Source organism: Mycobacterium sp. NGS59 (assembly GCF_059812345.1).
Window position 1 is genome coordinate 109,762 of sequence record NZ_JCALCN010000004.1, and the last position, 19,882, is coordinate 129,643.

Genomic DNA, 19,882 nt, shown 5'->3' on the forward strand with positions numbered 1-19,882 from the left:
TGACCCACGACATATTGGGAATCTATTCGACGCTCTTCAACTTGACCCCGACGTAACGCAAGCGTCCTAGGAGGTCGTCGAGATGAGCACAGCAATCCTGAGCGGGAGGCGAGCACTGGTCACCGGTGGTTCGCGCGGCATCGGCGCCGAGATCGTCCGCCGCCTGGCGGCAGACGGTGCCGCAGTGGCATTCACCTACGCGTCATCGGCAACCAATGCCGAAAAACTGGTTGCCGACGTGACGGCCGGTGGCGGCAAAGCGGTCGCGATCCAGGCAGATGCTGCCGACCCGGCCCAGATCGCCGCGGCGGTCGATCGGACCGTCGCCGAACTCGGCGGCCTGGATGTGCTGGTGAACAACGCCGGCACCATTCACATCGCACCTATCGATGACTTCGATGCCGAGCAGTTCGAGCGGCTGGTGTCCATCAACATCGGCGGCGTCTTCTGGGCCATCCGCAGCGCGATCAAGCATCTGCACGAGGGTGCGCGGATCATCAACATCGGCAGCATCAACGCCGACCGGATACCGGGACCCGGGGTCTCGGTGTACGGGATGACCAAGGGTGCGGTGTCGTCGCTGACCCGCGGATTGGCCCGCGAACTCGGCCCGCGCGGCATCACCGTGAACAACGTGCAGCCCGGTCCGATCAACACCGAGATGAACCCCGACGAAGGCGAATTCGCCGACAGCTTAAGGTCTCTCGTCGCGCTCGGCCGCTACGGGCACACCAGCGACATCGCTGCCATCGTCAGCTTCCTGGCGGGCCCCGAGTCCGGATTCGTGACCGGCGCAAACCTGAACGTCGACGGCGGATTCACCGCCTAGCTCAGGGTCGCGGGGCGGATCACCACCACCGACTTGGTACGCGAACCTTCGTCGCGCAGCAACGCGATCACCCGCCCGTCCGGGGCGGCCCCGGCGTACACGCCCTCGATACCGGCCGGGGACAGCGCCCGGCCGTTGGCGGCGGCGTCGACCTCGCCGGCATCGAGGTCCCGGCGCGCAAACATCAGCAGGCACGCCTCGTCCAGGCTGAGGCTCAGTCGCGGCCGCTCAGCCAATTCGTCGAGCGTGACCGCGTGACTCAGATCGAAACGGCCAACCCGGTTGCGCCGCAACGCCGTCAGGTGAGCGCCCACCCCGAGCGCGTCACCCAGGTCGCGGGCCAGCGCGCGGATGTAGGTGCCCGACGAACAGTCCACCTCCACGTCGAGATCGACCAGGTCTCCTGAGCGCCGCACCGCCAGCACCTCGAAGCGGTCGATGCGCACCGGGCGTGCCGCCAGCTCGACGGCCTCACCGGCCCGGGCCAGCTGATAGGCGCGACGGCCGCCGACCTTGATCGCGCTGACCGCCGAGGGGACCTGGTCGATGTCGCCGCGCAAGGCCCCCACCGCGTCGGCAATCACATCGTCGGTGACGTGCGCGGCCGAAACAGATTGCAGCAGCACACCTTCGGCATCTTCGGTGGAGGTGCGCTGGCCCAGCCGGATGGTGGCCGCGTACGACTTCGAGGTCGCGGTGAGCAGTCCGAGGATTTTGGTGGCCCGCTCGACACCGATCACCAGCACCCCGGTGGCCATCGGATCCAGCGTCCCGGCGTGACCGACCCGGCGGGTACCGAAGATCCGCCGGCACCGCCCCACCACGTCGTGGCTGGTGATGCCGGCCGGTTTGTCGACGATCACCAGCCCGGCGTCGCTCATAACACGATGGCGGTCAGCACCAGGCCGCTCTCCACCGACCAGCGCCCAGCCAGCGATGTCAACGGCGGCCCGGACAGCGCGGCCGGATCGATCAGGATGCGGGACACGAATCGCCCGCTGGATTCGGAGTCGGCCGAGAACGTGATGTGGGCGTCCTCGAACCCCAACCAACGGTTGGTCAGCGGAAACCAGGCTTTGTATGTTGCTTCCTTGGCGCAGAACAGGATTCGGTCCCAATGCAGGCCCGATGGCACGGCCCGGGGGATCTCGATGCGCTCGGCGGGCAGGCTGATCGCGTCCAGCACGCCGTTGGGCAGCACGTCGTGCGGTTCAGCGTCGATTCCGATCGATCGCACGGCACCCCGACGTCCGACGACCGCGCCCCGGTACCCGGTGCAGTGCGTGAGGCTGCCCACGACACCGTCGGGCCAGCGTGGTTCGCCCTTGTCGCCCTTGAGGATTGGCACCGGCGCCACCCCGAGCTCACCGAGGGCGACGCGGGCGCAGTGCCGTACCGTGATGAACTCGTTGCGGCGCTTGGCCACCGACTTGGCGATCAGCGACTCCTCCTCCGGCAGCGGGGCCAGCCCGGGCGGGTCGGAGTACAACTCCGCGTAAGCCATGTCCTCGACCAGCGTGCCCGGCAACAGCGTCGACACCAGCATGCGCGCCGTCACCGATTCTGCCGCTGCCGCAATCGTTCCCGGAACTGGGTGGCCTGCGCCTTCATCTCGGGCGTGATGACGAAATGGCCACCGAAGTCGTTGAGGTAGCCCGGCGCGTACTGCGGATCCGGCAGCACCTGGCGCAGCCAGCTGTAGGGCTTGCGGCGCCGCCACTCCCGCGGGTAACCCACCGACACCTCTTCGAACCGCACGTCGTCGTACCAGGTGGTGCGCGGAATGTGCAGGTGGCCATACACCGAGCAGACCGCGTTGTAGCGGGTGTGCCAGTCGGCGGTCTTGGTGGTTCCGCACCACAGCGAGAACTCCGGGTAGAACAGCGCGTCGCACGGGTCGCGCACCAGCGGGAAGTGGTTCACCAGGACGGTCGGCTGCATCCAGTCCAGCTGCTCGAGGCGCGCGCGGGTCTTGGCCACCCGGTCGCGGCACCAGGCGTCGCGGGTGGCGTAGGGCTCCGACGAGAGCAGGAACTCGTCGGTGCACACCACGTTGCGTTCCTTGGCGATCGCCATGCCTTCGGCTTTGCTCTGCGCTCCGGCCGGCAGGAAGCTGTAGTCGTAGAGCAGGAACATCGGCACGATGGTGGCCGGCCCGCCCCGCTCGGTCCAGACGGGGAACGGGTGCTCGGGGGTGACGACGCCCATCTCGTCGCACATGTTGACCAGATAGTCGTACCGTGCGCGCCCGAAGATCTGCATCGGGTCCCGGTTGGTGGTCCACAACTCGTGGTTGCCCGGCACCCAGATCACCTTCGCGAACCGGCGGCGCAGCAGGTCCAGCGCCCAGCGGATCTCGTCGGTGCGTTCGGCGACGTCGCCGCAGACGATCAGCCAGTCGTCCGGCGACGACGGGTGCAGGGACTCGGTGACGGGCTTGTTGCCCAGGTGGCCGGTGTGCAGGTCGGAAACGGCCCACAGCGTCGGCTGCCCTGCCTCATGTCCTGCCACGACTCATTAGCCTAGCGACCGGACGTCACTGGTTTCGCTGTGACCGCGCGGAGCCGGCTTGTACACTCCCGGCAATAGTGCCGCCAACAGCAGGGGGTTTCGTGTTCGCCAAGGTGCGTCTGGCTGCAGCGTTCGGTGCGGTGGCCACAGCGGTCACAGTGGGGGTGGCGGGCTGGCAGTACGGTCCGCCTCCGGCCCAACGCGGCCACGTGGAGTTGCGATCGACCGCCGCGCCGATGCAGACCACGATGAAAAGCCCGATCGTGGAGACGCAGGACCCGAGCCCGTTCGATCCGTGCACCGACATCCCGTTCGAGGCGGCGCAGCGACTGGGCCTGGCATTCACGCCGCCGCAACCCCAGGAGGGGCTGCGCTGCCAGTTCGACGCGGGCAACTATCAGCTGGCCGTGGAACCGATCGTCTGGCGGACCTACGCCCAGACGCTGCCGCCGGACGCCATCGAGACCACGATCCAGGGGCACCGGGCAGCGCAGTACTGGGTGATGAAACCCACGTACCACAACAGCTTCTGGTACATCTCCTGCATGGTGACGTTCAAGACCAGCTACGGGGTGATTCAACAGTCGCTGTTCTACTCCACGGTCTACTCCGAACCCGACGTCGACTGCCCTTCGACGAACCTGCAGCGGGCCAACGAACTCGCTCCCCTCTACAAGTTCTGAGCCGTTTCCCTAACCTGGGCAGGGTGAGCACTACAGCGATAGACGAGCCGAGACTGCGCACTCGGGTAGCTGGTGTCGGCGGCAAGGTCGCTATGGGTGCACTGGGCCGGGTGCTGGGCCTGCCAAGGGCGAGAACGGGCTACACCGTGCAGCAGGTGCGGATCCCGATGCGCGACGGCGTGCACCTGGTCGGCGACCACTACGCACCGCAGACGTCCAAGCCGGCCGGCACGCTGCTGGCCCGCGGCCCCTACGGCCGCGGATTTCCGTTCTCGCTGGCCTTCGCCCGCCTGTACGCCGCCCGCGGGTACCACGTCGTGCTGCAGAGCGTGCGGGGCACCTTCGGGTCCGCCGGCGACTTCGAGCCGATGGCCAACGAAGCCGCCGACGGCTCCGACACGGTGGAATGGCTGCGCCGTCAGCCGTGGTTCACCGGCCGCTTCGCCACCGTGGGTCTGTCCTACCTCGGCTTCACCCAGTGGGCGCTGCTGCAGGATCCACCGCCGGAGTTGGCGGCGGCGGTGATCACGGTGGGACCGCACGACTTCCGGGACTCGGTGTGGGGCACCGGCACGTTCGCGGTGAACGATTTCCTGGGCTGGAGCGCTATGGTCGCCCGCCAGGAGGATCCCGGCCGCATCCGGACCGGTATCCGTCAGCTGCGCGCCCCTCGCAAGGTGGCGCGAGCCGTCGGTGAGGTGCCGCTGGGCCCGGCCGCGCGGGCGTTGCTCGGCGCGGGGGCGCCGTGGTTCGAATCGTGGGTCGAACACACCGACGCCCACGACCCGTTCTGGGATCGGCTGCGCTTCCCCGACGCGCTGGACCGGGTGGACGTGCCGGTGCTGTTGCTCAGCGGGTGGCAGGACATCTTCCTGCGCCAGACCTTGCAGCAGTATCGGCACCTGCAGGACCGGGGCGTCAATGTGGCGCTGACGGTCGGTCCGTGGACGCACACCCAGATGCTGTTTCAGGGAATGCCGACCTGCGCGCGCGAAACGCTGGACTGGCTCGACACGCACCTCGGCGGCGCACCCGAGCTGCGTCGTCCCAGCCCGGTGCACGTGTTCGTCGCCGGCCGGGGTTGGCGGCATCTGCCCGACTGGCCGCCGGCGACCACCGATCAGGTGTTTTTTCTGCAGCCCTACGGGCATCTGGGCGACACGCCGCCGACGACCAAGACGCGGCCGGCGAACTTTCACTACGACCCGGCCGACCCGACGCCGACCACCGGCGGTCCGCTGCTCTCGCCGAAGGGCGGCTACCGCGACGACACCCGCCTGGCGTTGCGCGACGATGTGCTCAGCTTCACCGGCACCACCCTCACCCACGACCTGGACGTGTACGGCAACCCCGTCGTCGAGCTGGAGCACAGCGCCGACAACCCCAACGTCGACCTGTTCGTCCGGGTCAGCGAGGTCGACGCAAAAGGCAAGTCCCGCAACGTCAGCGACGGTTACCGCCGGCTGGCCACCGACGAGTCGGGCACCCGACGCGTCACCATCGAACTCGATGCCATCGCGCATCGATTCGCCGCCGGGTCCCGCATCAGGGTGCTGATCACCGGCAGCTGGTTCCCCCGTTACGCGCGCAACCTGGGCACCGAGGAGCCGATGCTGACCGGGCATCAGCTGCGCCCGGCCACGCACTCGGTGCATTTCGGTGATTCCCGGCTAGTGCTGCCGGTGCAACGAAGATCAGCCGACGGCGGCGCGAACTCGCCCGGCGACCTCGGCTAATGCGGCGTCGTCGTGCACCGGTTCGGTCAGGGCGGACGTGACGGGCAACTCAACCCAGCTGGTGCAGCCGGCGTAGTCGGGAGTGCGGCTCAGCCGCACCGGCCCGGCGAGCGGGATCGCGTTGACCACGAGCACGGCGAGCTTGTGTTTGGGCCGGAAGTCCAGCCGGTCGGCTTGCACCGACTCGGCGGTCCAGATATGCAGATCCTCGATCTGCGCCAGCCCCTCCGGCCGGTTGACTGCCAGCGCCGCAACGACTTTGGCCGCAGCCCGGATCGTGACGCGCTCGTCGGTGCTGTCTTCGGCCGCCCGTTCCAGTAAGCCCTGGTGCTCAGGCCGCACGCGCTGGGCGTGGCTGTGCGCGACCGTCGGGAACAGCAGGAACTCGCGGGCCGCGACGTCGAACCGCTTCTCGCCGATGCCGCCTTTGCGCAACAGGATCCTCTGACGCCCGTCGAGCAGGGCGTGCACAGCGGCGCTCCACTCTTTGAGCGCGGGACTCATTGCAATCTGGCCAGCACCTCGGGGCGGCGGAGCGGCGGCACCGTCCTAGGCGGTTGCCGGCGTTGCGGCAGCGCCTCCAGCAACCGCGTCGTGGTCGCCGTGACCTCGGCGACCGCTGCTTCGAACGCGGCTTCGTTGGCCGCCGACGGGCGGGTGATGCCGCTGACCTTGCGCACATACTGGCGCGCCGCGGCCGCGACTTCCTCGGGTGTGGCGGGCGGCTCCAGCCCGCGCAATTCGGTGATGTTCCGGCACATGGCGTCCACGATAGGCGGGCGAATACCAGTTACCAGACGGCAACCGGTCGTGGGTGTCGATGACTCCGCAGTCCGCGATCCTTGGTCACCAGTCGCCAGCCATGCTCGACAGCGCAGGCGTAGATCAGGCGGTCAGCCGGGTCACCCGGGAACGACGAGGGAAGCGAGACCGCAGTCGCGGCCACGGCCGGCGTGATACCGATCGTGCGCACATTTTCGGCGAGCTGTTGTAGCCACGTTCGCACAGGGATCGTCAGCAGGATGCGTTCGTGCTCGGCAAGCCAGGCAAGTTCGAACCACGTGATCGCGGCAACGGCCAGCTCGTCGGCTTGTTCGACGGCTTGGCGCGCCGATTTGCTCAGGCGCGCCGGCTCGGCCGACCACCAATGCAGCACGTGCGAGTCGAGCAACACGGTGGTCACGAGACGTCCCAGGAAACATCGGTGCCGAAGAGTTCATCCTCTTCGACGGCGCTCATCGCCCTGCCGGACATCCGCCCCTTGAGCGCGTGCGCGCCGCGCGCACCGACCAATCGGGCCACCGTACGGCCATGTTTGGTGATCTCGATTTCCTCACCGTCGGCGACTTCGTCGAGCAGGGCCAGAATCTTTGCTTTGACGTCAGTGGCGGTCATAGTTCTGGTCATGGCGTTAGTTTACTGGGCTGCCCTGCGCGATTGACTACGGTGAGAGCATGACCGACGACATCCTGCTGATAGACACCGACGAGCGGGTGCGCACCCTGACGCTGAACCGCCCGCAGTCGCGCAACGCGCTGTCCGCCGCGCTGCGCGACCGGTTCTTCGGCGCGCTGGCCGACACCGAAACCGATGACGACGTCGACGTCGTCATCGTCACCGGCGCCGACCCGGTGTTCTGCGCCGGTCTGGACCTCAAGGAATTGGGTGGGCAGACCGCGCTACCCGACATCTCCCCGCGCTGGCCGGCGCTGACCAAGCCGGTGATCGGCGCCATCAACGGCGCCGCGGTCACCGGCGGACTCGAACTGGCGCTGTACTGCGACATCCTGATCGCCTCCGAACAGGCCAGGTTCGCCGACACGCACGCCCGGGTGGGTCTGCTGCCCACGTGGGGGCTGAGCGTGCGACTGCCGCAGAAGGTGGGCGTCGGCATGGCCCGGCGGATGAGCATGACCGGCGACTACCTTTCGGCCGCCGACGCGCTGCGCGCCGGGCTGGTGACCGAAGTCGTGCCGCATGACCAGCTCCTGCCGACCGCGCGCGGGGTCGCGGCGTCCATCGTCGGCAACAACCAGGACGCGGTGCGCGCGTTGCTGGCGTCCTACCATCACATCGACGACGCGCAGATCGGCGGCGGGCTGTGGCTGGAAGCCGCTGCGGCACGGCAGTTCCGGACCAGCGGGGACGACATCGCCGCCAATCGGGAAGCGGTGCTGCAGCGCGGACGGTCGCAGGTGCGTTAGCCCAGGCGAATTTCGGTCGCGCTGTCGAAGAACCGCACCTCATGCGGGTGCGGCGCGATGGCCAACGACTCCCCCACCCTGACCGAGGTGCGCCTGTCGGTGCGGAACACGATGCGCCCGGCGCGGGGTGACCAGCTCTCCTCCGGCCGCGGCGTCGCGTAGACGAAGGATTCGAAGCCGAGTTCTTCGACAAGTTCGACCTGTACGTTCACCGACCCGGGTGCCCCCGGGGTGGTGACGTCCCACGACTCGGGCCGCACACCGAGCAGCACCCGGCCGTTCGTGCCGCCGGGCACCGGTATCGCCAGAGCGGGAGAGGTGACTGCGCCGTCGGTGACCTCGGCGTCGATCAGGTTCATCGACGGAGCCCCGATGAAGGTCGCCACGAACGTGTTGGCCGGGTTGTCGTACAGCGCGCGTGGGGTGTCGACCTGTTGCAGCACACCATCTTTGAGCACGGCGACCCGGTCCCCCATCGTCATCGCCTCCACCTGGTCGTGCGTGACGTAGACGGTGGTGGTGCCCAGTCGGCGCTGCAATGCAGAGATCTGCGATCGGGTGCTGACTCGTAGTTTGGCGTCCAGGTTCGACAGCGGCTCGTCCATGCAGAACACCTGCGGCCGACGCACGATCGCCCGGCCCATCGCCACCCGTTGGCGTTGCCCGCCGGACAGCTTTGCCGGCTTACGGTCGAGCAGCTCGGTCAGTTCCAACATGGTGGCGACTTCTCGGACACGCAGGCGGGTGTCAGCGCGTGACATCCCCGCATTGCGCAGCGCGAACCCCATATTGGCAGCCACCGTCATGTTCGGGTAGAGCGCGTAGTTCTGGAAAACCATTGCGACGTCGCGCGCCCGCGGCGGCAAGTGGGTGACGTCCACGTCGCCGATTGTGATCTGGCCGCTCGCAACGGATTCCAGTCCGGCCAGCATCCGCAAGGTGGTGGACTTGCCGCAGCCGGAAGGTCCGACCAATACCAGGAATTCGCCGTCGGCAATATCCAGGCTCAGGTTGTCCACTGCCAGCTCGGCTGCACCCGGGTAGCGGTGGGAGACCGCGCGGTAGCGGACTTCAGCCATGGCGCATATCCGATAGCTTCCGCTTGATCTGACGGTCGTAGATGACCTGCAATTGCTTTTCGATGCCGCTGAATGTCGCTGTCACGTCGGATCCCTTCAGGCCGATGGTTTCCAGACCCGCCGCGATGATGCGGTCCGCGCCCGGCAGGAAGACACGCGCGTAGTCTTGCGGCCGGGTATGCGGCAGCTGGTCGAAAGCTACTCGCGCATTGGGGTTTTCGGCCAGATACTGCTGTTCGCTCGGATCGTCGGCCGCCGACTTTCGCACCGCGAGATAGCCGGTGCGCTGACTGAAGTAGACGGTGGACCGCGGACTGGTGATGTAGGCAATGAACTTGAGTGCGTTGAGTTTTCGTTCGTCGGACAGCTTGGCCGGGATGGCCAGCCCGGCGCCGCCGGTCGGGCAGGCGGGCGCGCCGCCGGGACTGCTCGGCAGCGGCGCCACCCCGAAGTCGAATCCAGCCGCGGCGGTGATGCCCACGAGCGCACCCGTCGATGCCACCGCCGAGGCGAGGATGCCGGTGGCGAACTCGTTGGCGACATTGTTGGCGACTACTGCGTAACGCCCGCCATGAGTGGAGTCCCGCAGGAAATTACCCGCCGCGATGGTCGCCGGATCGGTGAACTTCAGCGTCCACTTGTCGGAGTACGCGCCGCCGAACGCCCAAATCGGACCCTCGAATGTCCAGGAGATCCCTTCGGAATTCGCCCAACCATGCGCCCAGTTGCGGGGCCCGACCACCCGTTGCAACCGCGGCCCCCACTCCGCGAACTCCGGCCACGAGACGGGTCCGCGATCCGGCAGGCCGGCACGTTCCCATACCGCTTTGTTGTAGTAGAACAGCGGCGTCGAGCGCGCATAAGGCAACGCGTAATGGTGGCCGTCGAACTCGTAGTCGGCCAGCAACGAGTCCACATAATCCGAAGTGTCCAGGCCGACCTGGCGCCAGAGTTCGTCCAGTGGCGTGAGGACACCGCTCAGCGCGAAATGGAACCACCAACGATCGTCTAGCACAACGACATCGGGAACATCGGTGCCGATGAGCGCAGCGTTGAACTTCTGCGCCACCTCGTCGTAGTCCTTGCCGGCGTCGATCAACTTGACCTGCAGGTCAGGGAACTTCTGCTCGAAGCGCGCGATCAACTCTCGCTCCACCGCGGTGGACATCCCGGGGTGATTGGACCAGAAGGAAATGGGGCCGTTTCCGGATTTGATCGTGCCGTTACCGCGCATCCCCGCGCACCCGGTGGTCACACCGGCCGCGCCGATCAGCCCGAGAAATTGCCTGCGGTTGACGGTATGCACGGCTACCCTTTGACCGCGCCCGACGTGAGGCCCTTGATCATCTGCCGTTGCAGCGCGATGAAGATGAGCAGGATCGGCAGCATCGCCAGCAGCGTCACCGCCATGACCGGACCCCAGTTGGTCACTCCTTCTGCTTGCTGGAGGAACGTCAGCCCCACCGGCAGGGGTGCTACCGATTCGTCGTCGGCCATCAGGAACGGCCAAAGGTATTCGTTCCATTCGTTGACGACGGTGATGATGCCGAATGCCACCATGGTGGGTCCCGACATCGGCAGCACCACGCGCAACAGCAGTTGCCACCAGCGTGCGCCGTCCATCCGGGCCGCTTCGATGACCTCGGTAGGCAACGACAGGAAGTGGTTGCGCATCAGGAAAGTTCCGAACGCGACGCCGGCCAACGGCAGGATGATGCCAGGAAAGGTGTTGCGCAGTCCCAATTGAGAGATCAACGCGTAGTTGGAGATCACCGTGATCTGGTTGGGCACCATCAGCGCGGCGATGATCACCAGGAACACCGCGTTGCGGCCCGGGAAGTGCAGGAACACCAGTCCGAACGCGCTCAGGACACCGAGCACGAACTTCACCGCCGCCAGCGCGGTGGTGAGGATCACCGAGTTGCGCAGGTAGGTCCAGAACGGAATCTGTTGCGTGGCAGTCCGATAATTCTGCGGGTGCCAGTGCGGCGGCCACCAGGTCGTCGGCTGCGAATAGATGTCCGGCTGATCCTTGAACGAGGTGAAGAACACGAATGCCAGCGGCCCGGCAACCAGCGCCACCACCAGCAGCATGGCCGCATAACCCAGAAAACGTGCGGATCTCATTGGCGCTCAGCCCGATCCATTACTCGCACCTGATAGTAGGTGATCGCCAGCAGCACCAGGAACATGACCGTGGCGACGGTGGCACCGTAGCCGGCACGGAAGTTGCGGAAGGTCTCCAGATACACCTGGAAGACCATCGTCGTGGTGCCAGTGCCCTCCGGACCTCCGCGGGTCATGACGTTGATGACATCGAAGACCTGCAACGAGTTGATCAGCACGGTGATCGACAGGAAGAACGTGGTGGGCCGCAACTGCGGCAGCAGCACCCGGCGGAACGTGGTCCACCGGCTCGCACCGTCGATCTCAGCCGCTTCCAACAGGTCTCGACGCACACCCTGCAACGCCGCCAGATAGATGACGAAGGTGTAGCCGAGGTTCTTCCAGACGTAGGTGACGACGATCATGAACATCGCCCAGCGCGCGTCCTGGTAAAAGTCCGGCACCCCGGCTCCGAAGCGGCGCGCCAGATCCTGGATCAGACCGAAGTGCGGGTCGAAGACGAACTGCGCGGCCAGGCCGACCGCCGCACCGGATATCACGAACGGTGCGAAAACCATGGAGCGCACCAGGTTTCGTCCGCGCAACCGTTGGTCCAACAACATCGCCAACGCCAGCCCCAACACCATCGAGCCGACCACCGCGGCCACCGTGAAGATCACGGTGTTGAGCACGATTTGGCGGGTGTCTACGCGGGTGAGCCACTCCCCATAGTTGGAGAACCCGACGAACTTCGCCTGCGGGTCTGAAATGTTCCAGTCGAAGAACGACAGCCGGATGTTGTCTATCAGCGGGCGGTAGATGAACAGCGACAGCAACGCCACGTTCGGGCCGACCAGGACGACGAACAATGCGTAGTCACCCCACGGCCGGTTCCGTGCCTGCCGCGTCGTCGTCACCGGCGCAGTGTAGCGCCGCAGAACTGCCGCCCTACGCCGCTCCTGGCACCGCCCAACGCCCGGACAGCGTCCGCCAACCGCCGAACGCCAGCCGCAACACCATGAAGGTGCTCAGACCCGACCAGATGCCGGTCAAGCCCCAGTCGTAAGCCAGCGACAGCCAGATCAGCGGCAGGAAACCCACCAGTGCGCTCACCACGGTCGCGGTGCGCATGAACGCGGCATCCCCGGCCCCCAGCAGCACCCCGTCCAGGGCGAAAACGATTCCCGCGACCGGCAATTGAGCCACCAGGAACCACCACGGCACCCCTATCGCAGCCAGCACGGAGCCGTCGTCGGTGAACAAGTTGGGCAACACCGTGGAGCCCGCGGCGAAACAGGCTGCCAGCACCCCGGAAGCCAGCAGCGAGAACGCCGTCACCCGCCACGCCACCCATTTCGCGTGCGCGACCTCCCCGGCGCCCAAAGCGGCGCCGACCAGTGACTGCGCCGCGATGGCCAGCGAATCGAGCACCAGCGCGAGGAAAGTCCACAGCTGCAACACGACCTGATGGGCCGCGAGCGCCGCGGCCCCGAACCGGGCCGCCACCGCCGCTGCCGACACGTAACAGGTTTGAAAGGCCAGGCTGCGCAGGATGAGATCGCGCCCCATCACCAACTGGGCGCGCAGCGCGGCCCGGTCCGGCCGCAGTGGTACCCGCTCGGTCAGCAGCGCGCGGCCGAACAGCAGTGCCGCCAGCCACTGACCCACCAGGTTGGCCACCGCCGATCCGGGCAGCCCCAGCCGCGGCAAGCCCAACCAGCCGTAGACCAGCAGCGGGCACAGCAGCCCCGACACCGCGAACCCGGTGGCGACGAAACGCAACGGCCGCACGGTGTCCTGCACGCCGCGCATCCAGCCGTTGCCGGCCAGCGAGACGAGGATCGCGGGTGCGCCCAGGATCGCCAGCCTCAACCACGGCAGCGCCGCCGCCGCGATCGGTCCACCCGCGGCGATCGCCGACACCACCGGCACCGCCGCGACCTGGACCGCGACGACGATCGCCGCTCCGACACCCAGCCCCAGCCAGGTCGCCTGCACGCCTTCGTTGACCGCGGCCGCGCGGTCGGCGGCTCCGAAGTAGCGGGCGGCGCGGGCCGTGGTGCCGTAGGACAGGAACGTCAGCTGGGTGCTGACGACGCCGAGCACCAGGCTGCCGATCGCCAGCCCCGCCAGCGGCACCGCCCCGAGGCGACCTACCACGGCGGTGTCGAACAACAGATACAACGGTTCGGCGGCCAGCACCCCGAGGGCCGGCAGGGCCAGCGCCGCGATCTGCCTACCACTGGCGGCGGGACGGCCGCCCTCGGTCAAGGCTGGTCAGCCCAACGCCGCGCGCAACGACGCTACGACGTCTTCGATGGAGCCGGCCGTCGAGTAGCCCGCGGCCAACCGGTGTCCGCCGCCACCGAACCCGGACGCGACCGAGGCCAGGTCCACGTCGTTCTTGGCGCGCATCGACACCGACCACTGCTGCGGGTCGACCTCCTTGAACACCGCAGCCACCTCGGCCTGCTGGGTGGTGCGCACGATGTCGACCACGCTCTCCACCTCCTCGGCGCGCGACCCGAGCCATTCCCGATGGTCGACTACGGCGTAGACCAATCCGCGCCCGCCGACCGCCTCGGGCACCAACTGCGCCGAACTCAGCACCCGCGAGAGCATCGGCAACCACGCGAACGGGTGGCTGTCCATCAGGGAGCGGCTGATCGCGGCGTTGTCCACACCGAGTTCGACCAGCCGCGCGGCCAGCCGCAGCGCGCGGGCGCTGGCCCACCGGAATGACCCGGTGTCGGTGGTCAACCCGGCGTAGATGCAGTGCGCCACGCCCCGGTCGATCGGCTTGCCCCAGGCGTCGAGGATCTCGGCGACCATCATCGTGGTCGAATCCGCCGACGCGTCGACGAAGTTCGCGGTGCCGAACATGCCGTTGGAGGCGTGATGGTCGATGACGAGCAGTTGCTGGTCCGGACCGGCCAGATCACGCAGCCCACCGAGTCGGTGGATGCTCGGAACGTCGACGGTCACCACCAGGTCGACGTCGCGCCGCAGTTCCTCGGGGCTGACCAGCAGGTGGCAGCCCGGCAGCGAGCGCAGTGATTCCGGCAGCTCTGCGGGGGCGGCAAAACTGACCTGGACCTTCTTGTCGGTGTGGTCGAGCACCGCGGCCAGCGCCAGCCCGGCGCCGATGGTGTCGGCATCCGGATGGACGTGGCAGATCACCGCGACCGTGTTGGCGGACGACAGCAGTTGAGCGGCGTCGACAGCGTCGACGCGCGCCCCCGAAAGGCGCGACATCCCGGTCAGCTCAGTCTTCGGGTCGGTCTTGCGGTCGATTTTGCGGTCGGTCTTGCGGTCGGTCGAAGTCATCGGCGTTCCCAGCTTCGCTAAGTCCCCCGGAGACCGGCGGTTCGGCCGCCGACCCAGTATCACGGTACGGGTCGGCCTCCCCGGCCGGCTTCGCACCCACCCGTACCCGTGCCAGATCGGCGTCCGCCGCCCGTGCCCGGGCGAGCAACTCTTCCATCCGATTCACCGCGTCGGAGGTGGTGTCGCGTTCGAACGTCAAGGTCGGAGTGAACCGTACCCCCGTACCCGCACCCACCTTCGTCCGCAGCACACCCTTGGCGCGGTCCAGTGCCGCGGCCGCGCCCGCATAGTCGGGCTCGTCGTCCAGCGTCGGCCCCATCACCGTGTAGTAGACGGTCGCGTCGTGCAGGTCGGCGGTCACCTTCGTGTCGACGACGGTGACGCCGGCCAGCCTCGGGTCCTTGATCTCGTATTCGATCGCCGAGGCGACGATGGTGCTGATCCGCTTGGCCAGTCGGCGCGCGCGGGCCGGATCAGCCATGCGCCGGCCTCATGACCGTTCCTTCTGGACCAGCTCGAAGGACTCGATGATGTCGCCTTCCTTGATGTCCGAATAGCCCAGTGTCAGACCGCATTCGAAACCCTCGCGGACCTCGGTCACGTCGTCCTTCTCCCGGCGCAGCGAGTTGATCGACAGGTTTTCGGTGACCACGATGTTGTCCCGAAGCAGCCGAGCCTTGGCGTTGCGGCGCACCACACCGGAACTGACCATGCAACCGGCGATGATGCCGACCTTGGAGGACCGGAAGATCGCCCGGATCTCGGCCCGACCCAACTGGTTTTCCTCGTAGATCGGCTTGAGCATGCCGCGCAGGGCCTTCTCGATCTCGTCGATCGCCTGGTAGATCACCGAGTAGTAGCGGATCTCCACACCCTCGCGGTTGGCCAGTTCGGTCGCCTTGCCCTCGGCGCGGACGTTGAAGCCGATGATGATCGCATCCGACGCCGACGCCAGGTTGACGTTGGTCTCGGTGATGCCACCGACACCGCGGTCGATGACGCGCAACGCCACCTCGTCGTCGACCTCGATACCCATCAGGGCCTCTTCCAGCGCCTCGACGGTACCGGCGTTGTCGCCCTTGAGGATCAGGTTCAGCTGGCTGGTTTCCTTCAGCGCCGAGTCCAGGTCCTCCAGGCTGATCCGCTTGCGACTGCGGGCCGCCAGCGCGTTGCGCTTGCGGGCGCTGCGCCGGTCGGCGATCTGGCGGGCGATGCGGTCCTCGTCGACGACCAGGAAGTTGTCACCGGCACCGGGCACCGACGTGAAGCCGATGACCTGCACCGGACGCGACGGCAATGCTTCCTCGACGTCCTCGCCGTGTTCGTCGACCATCCGCCGGACCCGGCCGTAGGCGTCGCCGGCCACCACCGAGTCGCCCACCCGCAGGGTTCCGCGCTGGATCAGCACGGTGGCAACCGGACCGCGACCGCGGTCCAGGTGCGCTTCGATGGCCACACCCTGGGCTTCCATGTCGGGGTTGGCCCGCAGGTCCAGAGCGGCGTCGGCGGTCAGCAGCACCGCCTCCTCGAGTGCCTCGATGTTGGTGCCCTGCTTGGCCGAGATGTCGACGAACATCGTCTCGCCGCCGAACTCCTCGGCCACCAGACCGTATTCGGTGAGCTGACCGCGGATCTTGGCCGGGTCGGCGCCCTCCTTGTCGATCTTGTTGACCGCCACCACGATCGGCACGTCGGCGGCCTGCGCGTGGTTGATGGCCTCCACCGTCTGCGGCATCACACCGTCGTCGGCCGCGACCACCAGGATGGCGATGTCGGTGGCCTTGGCGCCGCGGGCACGCATGGCGGTGAACGCCTCGTGACCCGGGGTGTCGATGAAGGTGATCAACCGGTCGGCGCCGTCGTGTTCGACACCCACCTGGTAGGCACCGATGTGCTGGGTGATGCCGCCGGCTTCGCCCTCACGGACGCTGGCTTTCCGGATGGTGTCCAGCAGGCGCGTCTTACCGTGGTCGACGTGACCCATGACGGTCACCACCGGCGGACGGGTCTGCAGGTCGTCCTCGCCGCCCTCGTCCTCGCCGTAGGTGAGGTCGAAGGACTCCAGCAGCTCGCGGTCCTCGTCCTCGGGGCTGACGACCTGGACGACGTAGTTCATCTCGCTGCCCAGCAGCTCCAGCGTCTCGTCGCCGACCGACTGGGTGGCCGTGACCATCTCGCCGAGGTTGAACAGCGCCTGGACCAGCGCGGCCGGGTTGGCGTTGATCTTGTCGGCGAAGTCGCTCAGCGAGGCACCGCGCGCCAGCCGGATCGTCTCGCCGTTGCCGTGCGGCAGCCGCACGCCACCGACGACGGGCGCCTGCATGTTCTCGTATTCGGCGCGTTTGGCCCGCTTGGACTTGCGGCCGCGTCGGGGCGCACCGCCGGGACGGCCGAACGCGCCGGCCGCGCCGCCGCGCTGACCCGGACGGCCACCGCCGCCACCACCGGGGCCGCCGCCGCCGGGACGGCCGCGGAATCCGCCGCCACCGCCGGGTGCGGCACCGACACCACCGCCACCGCGGTAGTTACCGCCGCCGCCGGTGCGGTCGCCGCCGGGACCGCCGGGACGGGCACCGCCGGGACGCGGCGCACCCGTCCGGGGCGGACGGGGGCCTCCGGCGGCGCCGCCGGGACGCGGCGGCATGCTGCCGGGTGACGCACCGGGCCGGGGTGCACCCGGGCGGGGCGCTCCGGGACGCGGAGCCTGCGGGTGCGGACGGGGAATCGGCCGGTCGACGGGCTGCGCCGACGAGAACGGGTTATTGCCGACGCGCGGCGTGCGTACCCCGGGCTTCGGCGCCGGGCCCGGACGCGGCCCGGGAGTCATGCCGGGATGGGGCGCCTGTGGGCTCGACGGCTGTCCCGGGGTCGGCGTGGGGGCCGATGGTCCCGGGGTCGGCGGGGCCGCAGGCTTGGCGCCGGCTGCCGGAGCGGCCGGGCGGGCCGGGGCCGCGGGCGGCGCCGTCCTGGTGGGATCGGCGGGCTTGACCGGCGCGGGGGTGGCCGCGCCGTTGCCGACCGCTTTGTCCAGCGCCCGGTCCAGGTCCGCACCGGGGGCGGCGACCGCCGCCTTCTCGGGGGCCTTGGCTGCGCTGTCGGCGCCCTTGGGCGCTGCCGGTTTGCCGCCGCCGAACGACTCGCGCAGCCGGCGGGCTACCGGCGCCTCGACCGTCGACGATGCGGATTTGACGAATTCGCCCTGTTCACTCAGTCGGGCGAGGACTTCCTTGCTGGTGACACCGAGTTCCTTGGCTAACTCGTGTACGCGGGCCTTACCTGCCACTACATCTCCTGTCTCAGAGGCGACAGTCGTGGGCCGCGCCTCAAGTATTAGCTATGACGCATGGTCATCGGGACTTCACGGTGTGCTCATGTTCTTGCTACCTGTTCTGTTGCCCGGTGGGACGAGCGCGCCTCGACGTGCTCGACCACCGCGGATGTTTCCGGTGAACCGGTGATGCGCAGCGCTCGGGCGAAAGCTCGCCGCCGAATCGCCTGCTGTACACACTGCGGAACGGGATGCAGCCATGCACCTCGCCCCGGCAGGCGTCCGGCCGTGTCAACGATCACGGCGTAGCTGCCGTTCCCGTCAGACCGAGCCACCACTCGAAGCAGTTCGACGGCCAACTCTCGCTTCCGGCATCCGACACACATCCGCACCGGTCCGCTGGGGTTGTCCGGGCTTCGGTGCGCCGAGGCCGAAGGCTCGCGCTGGATCACGGCTCAGTCTAGCGTTACCCGACCACTGCTCCGAACCACCCGCTGGGTAGTCGGACCCCACTACCGCTCGTGGGCCATTCCGTGGCTGGCGCCGTGGTCGGGTTGGGTGCCGGGTTGGGCCGGCGCGTCGCCCCGGATGTCGATGCGCCACCCGGTCAGTCTGGCCGCCAACCGCGCGTTCTGCCCTTCCTTGCCGATGGCCAGCGACAGCTGGAAGTCGGGCACCACCACCCGTGCCGCGCGCGCGGTCGCGTCGATCACCGAGACCGAGACGACTTTCGCCGGCGACAGCGCGTTGGCCACGAAGCGGGCCGGGTCCTCGTCGAAGTCGATGATGTCGATCTTCTCTCCGGACAGCTCGCTCATCACGTTGCGGACCCGCTGCCCCATCGGACCGATACAGGCGCCCTTGGCGTTCAAGCCCGCGACGTTGGACTTCACCGCGATCTTGGAGCGATGCCCCGCCTCCCGGGCCACCGCCACGATCTCCACCGATCCGTCGGCGATCTCGGGCACTTCCAGCGAGAACAGCTTGCGCACCAGGTTGGGGTGGGTGCGGGAGAGCGTGATCACCGGCTCGCGGGCGCCGCGACTCACGCCGACGACGTAGCAGCGGACCCGGTTGCCGTGCTCGTAGGTTTCGCCGGGGACCTGTTCGGCGGCCGGGATCACTCCTTCGGACGCCTTGGTCTCGGTACCCATCCGCACCACGACCAGCCCGCGCAGGTTGGCTCGGTTGTCGCGCTGGATCACCCCGGCGACGATTTCGCCTTCCCGGGTGGAGAACTCGCCGAAGGTGCGCTCGTTCTCGGCGTCGCGGAAGCGCTGCAGCATCACCTGACGTGCCGTGGTGGCGGCGATGCGGCCGAAACCCTCCGGGGTGTCGTCCCACTCGCTGATCAGGCGGCCTTCGTCGTCGGTTTCGCGGGCGATGACCTTGACGACGCCGGTCTTGCGGTCGATCTCGATGTGGGCGTCGGTCTGATGACCCTGGGTGTGCCGGTACGCGGTGAGCAGCGCGGACTTGATCGTCTCCAGCAGCTCGTTGACCGAGATGCCCCGGTCGACTTCGATGGCATGCAGAGCGGCCATGTCGATGTTCATGTTCCCGCCTCCGTCCCGTGCGCCAACTCCAGCTCTGCTCGTGCTGGCGTCGAAAACTCAACCTGCACAACAGCTTTGGCGATTTCTCCGAGCTTGATCTCGCGCACCGCCAGGTCGCGGCCGGCGCGGACCACCAGCGCGACCGTGCCGTCGCCGGTCTGGCCGACCCGCCCGGACAACTGCGAGCCGTCGGCCAGCACCACGTCTACCTTGCGTCCCCGCGCCCGACGGAAATGCTTCTCGCTGGTCAACGGGCGCTCGACGCCGGGCGAACTGACCTCGAGCACGTAGGGGGTGCCGCGACCGTCGTCCGCGCCGTCCAGCAAAGTCGACGCCGAATGGGACAGCGAAGCGATGGTGTCCAGGTCCAGGGCGGTGTCGCCGTCGGCGATCACGGTGATGCGCGGCGGACGGGTGCGACTGTCGATGACTACGTCTTCGATCTCGTAGCCGGCGCGCGCGAACTCACCACTGAGTAGCTCGATCACCTGCGTCTGCGAAGGTAGCCCGGTGGTCACGGCGAGCTCCTCATCTTGAGTTGTCTTTGAGCCAGCTATCAACGATACGCCAGGAACCGCCGATA

22 protein-coding genes are annotated in these 19,882 nt (G+C 67.9%); 4 read left to right on the plus strand and 18 right to left on the minus strand.

Annotated elements, in window-relative coordinates; translation table 11 throughout:
* The first annotated feature begins 82 nt into the window (after positions 1–82).
* Complete coding sequence (locus AC5Y46_RS07075) at positions 83–829, plus strand: SDR family oxidoreductase (protein WP_499942247.1); 747 nt, start codon at positions 83–85, stop codon at positions 827–829.
* Here AC5Y46_RS07075 and truB read toward each other — a convergent pair.
* From truB to pptH, 3 genes are read right to left on the minus strand one after another with little or no spacing between them, the layout of a single operon-like run.
* Positions 826–1,710, minus strand: coding sequence for a tRNA pseudouridine(55) synthase TruB (truB, locus tag AC5Y46_RS07080; protein WP_499942245.1), 885 nt, complete (start codon positions 1,708–1,710; stop codon positions 826–828). The two genes, AC5Y46_RS07075 and truB, sit on opposite strands and share 4 nt — an antisense overlap.
* Positions 1,707–2,375, minus strand: a complete 669-nt coding sequence (gene pptT, locus AC5Y46_RS07085) for a 4'-phosphopantetheinyl transferase PptT (protein ID WP_499990593.1) — start codon at positions 2,373–2,375, stop codon at positions 1,707–1,709. Before pptT ends, truB begins: the two co-directional genes overlap by 4 nt.
* Positions 2,376–2,383: 8 nt before the next feature.
* Positions 2,384–3,340, minus strand: a complete 957-nt coding sequence (pptH, locus tag AC5Y46_RS07090; protein WP_499942243.1) for an ACP phosphodiesterase PptH — start codon at positions 3,338–3,340, stop codon at positions 2,384–2,386.
* 101 nt (positions 3,341–3,441) lie between these two features.
* On the opposite strand from pptH, the gene AC5Y46_RS07095 reads away from it, so the two are divergent.
* A complete protein-coding gene (locus AC5Y46_RS07095) occupies positions 3,442–4,023 on the plus strand; it encodes a DUF3558 domain-containing protein (RefSeq protein WP_499990595.1) in 582 nt (193 codons plus the stop codon).
* 23 nt (positions 4,024–4,046) lie between these two features.
* Positions 4,047–5,759, plus strand: a complete 1,713-nt coding sequence (locus AC5Y46_RS07100) for a CocE/NonD family hydrolase (protein ID WP_499990521.1) — start codon at positions 4,047–4,049, stop codon at positions 5,757–5,759.
* On the opposite strand, the gene AC5Y46_RS07105 is transcribed toward AC5Y46_RS07100, so the two are convergent.
* Genes AC5Y46_RS07105 through AC5Y46_RS07120 form a run of 4 tightly spaced genes read right to left on the minus strand, consistent with a single transcriptional unit; the run spans position 5,718 to position 7,154 of the window.
* A complete protein-coding gene (locus AC5Y46_RS07105) occupies positions 5,718–6,263 on the minus strand; it encodes a DUF1802 family protein (RefSeq protein ID WP_499990522.1) in 546 nt (181 codons plus the stop codon). The genes AC5Y46_RS07100 and AC5Y46_RS07105 overlap by 42 nt on opposite strands.
* Positions 6,260–6,520, minus strand: a complete 261-nt coding sequence (locus AC5Y46_RS07110; RefSeq protein ID WP_499990523.1) for a DUF2277 domain-containing protein — start codon at positions 6,518–6,520, stop codon at positions 6,260–6,262. Before AC5Y46_RS07110 ends, AC5Y46_RS07105 begins: the two co-directional genes overlap by 4 nt.
* A gap of 29 nt (positions 6,521–6,549) precedes the next feature.
* Complete coding sequence (locus tag AC5Y46_RS07115; RefSeq protein WP_499990525.1) at positions 6,550–6,942, minus strand: type II toxin-antitoxin system VapC family toxin; 393 nt, start codon at positions 6,940–6,942, stop codon at positions 6,550–6,552.
* Positions 6,939–7,154 (minus strand): type II toxin-antitoxin system Phd/YefM family antitoxin, encoded by a 216-nt coding sequence (locus tag AC5Y46_RS07120; protein ID WP_499942375.1) that lies wholly within the window; start codon positions 7,152–7,154, stop codon positions 6,939–6,941. The genes AC5Y46_RS07115 and AC5Y46_RS07120 overlap by 4 nt, the downstream gene beginning before the upstream one ends.
* A 59-nt stretch (positions 7,155–7,213) precedes the next feature.
* Here AC5Y46_RS07120 and AC5Y46_RS07125 point away from each other — a divergent pair, with 59 nt between their 5' ends.
* The gene (locus tag AC5Y46_RS07125) at positions 7,214–7,963 is read left to right on the plus strand and encodes an enoyl-CoA hydratase (RefSeq protein WP_499942233.1); all 750 of its coding nucleotides are present in this window, start codon (positions 7,214–7,216) and stop codon (positions 7,961–7,963) included.
* Here the strand turns inward: AC5Y46_RS07125 and AC5Y46_RS07130 are convergent.
* The 11 genes from AC5Y46_RS07130 to rimP form a co-directional block, all read right to left on the minus strand.
* Positions 7,960–9,042 carry an ABC transporter ATP-binding protein gene (locus AC5Y46_RS07130; protein ID WP_499990526.1) on the minus strand — a complete coding sequence of 361 codons (1,083 nt, stop codon included), beginning with the start codon at positions 9,040–9,042 and terminating at the stop codon, positions 7,960–7,962. The genes AC5Y46_RS07125 and AC5Y46_RS07130 overlap by 4 nt on opposite strands.
* Complete coding sequence (locus AC5Y46_RS07135) at positions 9,035–10,348, minus strand: ABC transporter substrate-binding protein (RefSeq protein ID WP_499990527.1); 1,314 nt, start codon at positions 10,346–10,348, stop codon at positions 9,035–9,037. Before AC5Y46_RS07135 ends, AC5Y46_RS07130 begins: the two co-directional genes overlap by 8 nt.
* A 2-nt stretch (positions 10,349–10,350) precedes the next feature.
* A complete protein-coding gene (locus tag AC5Y46_RS07140) occupies positions 10,351–11,169 on the minus strand; it encodes a carbohydrate ABC transporter permease (protein ID WP_499990528.1) in 819 nt (272 codons plus the stop codon).
* Positions 11,166–12,065, minus strand: a complete 900-nt coding sequence (locus AC5Y46_RS07145; protein ID WP_499990529.1) for a carbohydrate ABC transporter permease — start codon at positions 12,063–12,065, stop codon at positions 11,166–11,168. Before AC5Y46_RS07145 ends, AC5Y46_RS07140 begins: the two co-directional genes overlap by 4 nt.
* Positions 12,066–12,096: 31 nt before the next feature.
* The gene (locus AC5Y46_RS07150) at positions 12,097–13,419 is read right to left on the minus strand and encodes an MATE family efflux transporter (protein ID WP_499942223.1); all 1,323 of its coding nucleotides are present in this window, start codon (positions 13,417–13,419) and stop codon (positions 12,097–12,099) included.
* A 6-nt stretch (positions 13,420–13,425) separates the two neighbouring features.
* On the minus strand, positions 13,426–14,475 hold the full coding sequence (locus tag AC5Y46_RS07155) for a DHH family phosphoesterase (RefSeq protein WP_499942221.1): 1,050 nt from the start codon (positions 14,473–14,475) through the stop codon (positions 13,426–13,428).
* Positions 14,414–14,956, minus strand: coding sequence for a 30S ribosome-binding factor RbfA (gene rbfA, locus AC5Y46_RS07160; protein WP_499942220.1), 543 nt, complete (start codon positions 14,954–14,956; stop codon positions 14,414–14,416). Before rbfA ends, AC5Y46_RS07155 begins: the two co-directional genes overlap by 62 nt.
* A 9-nt stretch (positions 14,957–14,965) precedes the next feature.
* A complete protein-coding gene (gene infB, locus AC5Y46_RS07165) occupies positions 14,966–17,758 on the minus strand; it encodes a translation initiation factor IF-2 (protein ID WP_499942218.1) in 2,793 nt (930 codons plus the stop codon).
* A gap of 86 nt (positions 17,759–17,844) precedes the next feature.
* Positions 17,845–18,129, minus strand: a complete 285-nt coding sequence (locus tag AC5Y46_RS07170) for a YlxR family protein (protein WP_499942373.1) — start codon at positions 18,127–18,129, stop codon at positions 17,845–17,847.
* A gap of 126 nt (positions 18,130–18,255) precedes the next feature.
* Positions 18,256–19,299: a transcription termination factor NusA gene (gene nusA / locus AC5Y46_RS07175; protein WP_499942216.1), complete on the minus strand. Its 1,044-nt coding sequence runs from the start codon at positions 19,297–19,299 to the stop codon at positions 18,256–18,258.
* A complete protein-coding gene (gene rimP, locus AC5Y46_RS07180) occupies positions 19,296–19,817 on the minus strand; it encodes a ribosome maturation factor RimP (RefSeq protein WP_499942214.1) in 522 nt (173 codons plus the stop codon). Before rimP ends, nusA begins: the two co-directional genes overlap by 4 nt.
* Positions 19,818–19,882 lie beyond the last annotated feature (65 nt).

Excerpts from the sequence above, each read along its gene's own strand:
- AC5Y46_RS07170 (WP_499942373.1), bottom strand. The coding sequence starts at position 18,129 with ATGTGTGTCGGATGCCGGAAGCGAGAGTTGGCCGTCGAACTGCTTCGA.
- rbfA (WP_499942220.1), bottom strand. The coding sequence starts at position 14,956 with ATGGCTGATCCGGCCCGCGCGCGCCGACTGGCCAAGCGGATCAGCACC.
- truB (WP_499942245.1), bottom strand. The coding sequence starts at position 1,710 with ATGAGCGACGCCGGGCTGGTGATCGTCGACAAACCGGCCGGCATCACC.
- AC5Y46_RS07075 (WP_499942247.1), top strand. The coding sequence starts at position 83 with ATGAGCACAGCAATCCTGAGCGGGAGGCGAGCACTGGTCACCGGTGGT.
- AC5Y46_RS07110 (WP_499990523.1), bottom strand. The coding sequence starts at position 6,520 with ATGTGCCGGAACATCACCGAATTGCGCGGGCTGGAGCCGCCCGCCACA.
- AC5Y46_RS07125 (WP_499942233.1), top strand. The coding sequence starts at position 7,214 with ATGACCGACGACATCCTGCTGATAGACACCGACGAGCGGGTGCGCACC.
- AC5Y46_RS07155 (WP_499942221.1), bottom strand. The coding sequence starts at position 14,475 with ATGACTTCGACCGACCGCAAGACCGACCGCAAAATCGACCGCAAGACC.
- AC5Y46_RS07120 (WP_499942375.1), bottom strand. The coding sequence starts at position 7,154 with ATGACCGCCACTGACGTCAAAGCAAAGATTCTGGCCCTGCTCGACGAA.
- AC5Y46_RS07130 (WP_499990526.1), bottom strand. The coding sequence starts at position 9,042 with ATGGCTGAAGTCCGCTACCGCGCGGTCTCCCACCGCTACCCGGGTGCA.
- AC5Y46_RS07105 (WP_499990522.1), bottom strand. The coding sequence starts at position 6,263 with ATGAGTCCCGCGCTCAAAGAGTGGAGCGCCGCTGTGCACGCCCTGCTC.
- AC5Y46_RS07140 (WP_499990528.1), bottom strand. The coding sequence starts at position 11,169 with ATGAGATCCGCACGTTTTCTGGGTTATGCGGCCATGCTGCTGGTGGTG.
- nusA (WP_499942216.1), bottom strand. The coding sequence starts at position 19,299 with ATGAACATCGACATGGCCGCTCTGCATGCCATCGAAGTCGACCGGGGC.
- pptT (WP_499990593.1), bottom strand. The coding sequence starts at position 2,375 with ATGCTGGTGTCGACGCTGTTGCCGGGCACGCTGGTCGAGGACATGGCT.